Here is a 2,534-nt window from a genome sequence, read left to right as displayed (position 1 = left end):
CCAGGTTGACCACAAATCTACCACCGTTCGCCGTCTGGCCCGGCGCCACTTCGGCCGCATCGGCATCCGTGGTCTGCACGCTAAAGGTACCGACATCGTTATCCGCGATGGTAATCGTCCGATTGTCGGTTCCGAGTTGATTTACCACAAAACCACCGCCACGACCACCTGATGCTGATGGGGCCTGCAAGGTCAATAGCACCGTTTCATCGTTTTCGACGATATCATCATCAACAGGTGTTATACTGATAATGTTTGGTTGAGGGGGTCCCGCGGGGAAAGTCAAGGTACCTATTTGCCCCCCGACCGTATAATCGGTAGTTGCGGCCGTACCCTCAAGTAAATAAGGCAATGACACCGTAACCCCCGGCGCAACTTCTTTGTCCAGATTTACCGTAAAGCTACCTGCTGCGGATCCCTGTTCTGCCGCCGCGGCAACTGTCGATACCGTAAAGATCCCATCATTATCGGCAAGGTTTAGCGTAACCGTATTTTGGGTCGGACTGATAAAACCAAAATTGACAGTTTCCAATGTAATCACGATTGTTTCCAATCCCTCAACAAGACTATCATCGATTATAGAGATTATATCGTTAGTCGATATAGTAGCTGAAGGTTGCGCCTGAGACAGTACAACCGAGTTATTATTGGGGGCTGCAGGAGCTATAAAGGTATAGTCAAGACCCGATTCGGTCGTGCCACCAATCGAATAGGTAACCGTTGAATTAAAAGCGTTATTGGGCGGTGTACGGGTTATGGTAAAACTTGCCGGATTCCCTGGTCCTTCGTCAGCTTCAGTATCCCCGGAAGTAATCGAAATTTCCTGGGCATTTGCACAAAAACCTGCAAACAACGAAAGAAAAAACACGCACCCCTTTAAACGAAGTGCAGAATTCCCGAAAAATGCAAAGTGTTCTCTTTTCAATTTCATAAACTGTCCGATGAATCCATATCAATTCAATACACAGCAAGGCAAGCGCGGTTAAGGGGAAATGGATGTCAATATTACTAAAAAATTCATCCACAAACCTCAAATCTAGGCTTAAATCGGGGTTTTTATAGATGAACTACCTTTATATACGCAGAAAGGTCAGTCAGGGATTTCGGCCGAACGAACTTCTACATCCGAGGCTATTTTTTTCACCAAGCCCTGTAAAACCTTACCCGGTCCGACTTCTATGAACAAATTGGCGCCATCGTTTACCATGTTTCGCACACTCTGCGTCCATTTTACAGGTGCCGTAAGTTGAGAAATTAGGTTTTTCTTGATTTGGTTGGAATCACTTACCGCAAGGGTAGTAACATTCTGATAAATGGGACATAGAGCCTTGCCAAAGACCGTGTTTTCAATGGCCGATGCAAGTTCTTCGCGCGCCGGTTCCATCAAAGGGGAATGAAAAGCCCCGCCTACTGGTAGAACCAGTGCCCTGCGCGCGCCGGCTTCCTTCATTTTTTCACAGGCCGTAGCAATGGCTTCCACCTCACCGGAAATCACCAATTGACCGGGACAGTTATAGTTGGCCGCCACAACGATACCGGGTGTTTCTTCGCAGATCCTTTCCACTACATCATCCTCCAATCCCAAGACCGCCGCCATCGTGCTGGGCTTCAATTCACAAGCTTTCTGCATGGCCATCGCCCGTTTGGAAACCAGTTTTAGACCATCCTCAAAATTCAACGTGCCATTGGCGACAAGGGCAGAAAATTCCCCCAACGAATGGCCCGCAACACAATCGGGCCGGAATCCATCGCCCAAAATCTTACCTAAAATGACGGAATGTAAAAAGATAGCGGGTTGGGTGACTTTGGTCTGCTTCAAATCCTCGGGCGTACCCGCGAACATGGTATCGGTAATCGGAAAGCCCAAGATTTCGTTCGCGCTCTCAAAAAGCTCCCGTGCCACAGGATATTTCTCGTATAGATCGAGACCCATACCAACAAACTGGGCGCCTTGCCCAGGGAAAATATATGCGTTCATGTTGTGTTTTTTTAGAAGTTTTCAAATTTAGGAAAATAAAGTTCAAGCGCAAGTTCAAGTGTCAAGTTCAAACGCAAGTTCAAACGACAGTTTCTTGCCTAGACATTCTGGCAGCCCGTAGCAAAAATTCAAGGTCCAATACCGCCTGGCGGCGGGTTCTTAATATTGTTTACTTCTCTTCTTTGAACCAGCCGGAGTACATAACGTAGTTGTTCGCAATACGATCGATTTCGCCCGAACTGAGCTCGGTACTGATGTCCTTTATTTTTTTGGCGGGCATGCCGGCGAAGATACTTCCCGAGGCTACTCGGGTGCCTTTGGTGACGACCGCTCCCGCCGCGATAATGCTGTTGCTTTCGATAACGCAATCGTCCATTACGATACTGCCCATGCCGATCAGTACGTTATCTTGAATGGTACAGCCGTGAACGATTGCGTTATGGCCGATGGAGACCTTGTTTCCAATATTCGTCGGGGATTTTTGATAGGTACAATGGATAACGGCGCCATCTTGCACATTGACCTTGTCACCCATCTTTATATAATGGACATCACC

Annotated in this window: 3 protein-coding genes; all 3 read right to left on the bottom strand. The window is 47.6% G+C overall.

Going from position 1 to position 2,534, the window contains the following annotated elements:
* Positions 1 to 931: Calx-beta domain-containing protein (locus ACEW8S_RS14280; RefSeq protein WP_373518810.1), on the bottom strand; the 931-nt coding region annotated here is incomplete at its 3' end.
* Between the two features lie 159 nt (positions 932 to 1,090).
* Positions 1,091 to 1,978, bottom strand: a complete 888-nt coding sequence (gene fabD / locus ACEW8S_RS14275; protein WP_373518809.1) for an ACP S-malonyltransferase — start codon at positions 1,976 to 1,978, stop codon at positions 1,091 to 1,093.
* A 169-nt stretch (positions 1,979 to 2,147) separates the two neighbouring features.
* The coding region (locus ACEW8S_RS14270) for a gamma carbonic anhydrase family protein (RefSeq protein WP_373518808.1) at positions 2,148 to 2,534 on the bottom strand (387 nt) is incomplete at its 5' end.

Origin of the sequence: Pricia sp. (genome assembly GCF_041745955.1) — a bacterium.
Taxonomy (GTDB): domain Bacteria; phylum Bacteroidota; class Bacteroidia; order Flavobacteriales; family Flavobacteriaceae; genus Pricia.
The sequence above is the reverse complement of the archived record's forward strand: the minus strand, read 5'-3'. Positions and strand labels throughout refer to the sequence as shown.

Bases quoted from the DNA above. Each gene is read 5' to 3' on its own strand.
- fabD (WP_373518809.1), bottom strand. From the start codon at position 1,978: ATGAACGCATATATTTTCCCTGGGCAAGGCGCCCAGTTTGTTGGTATG.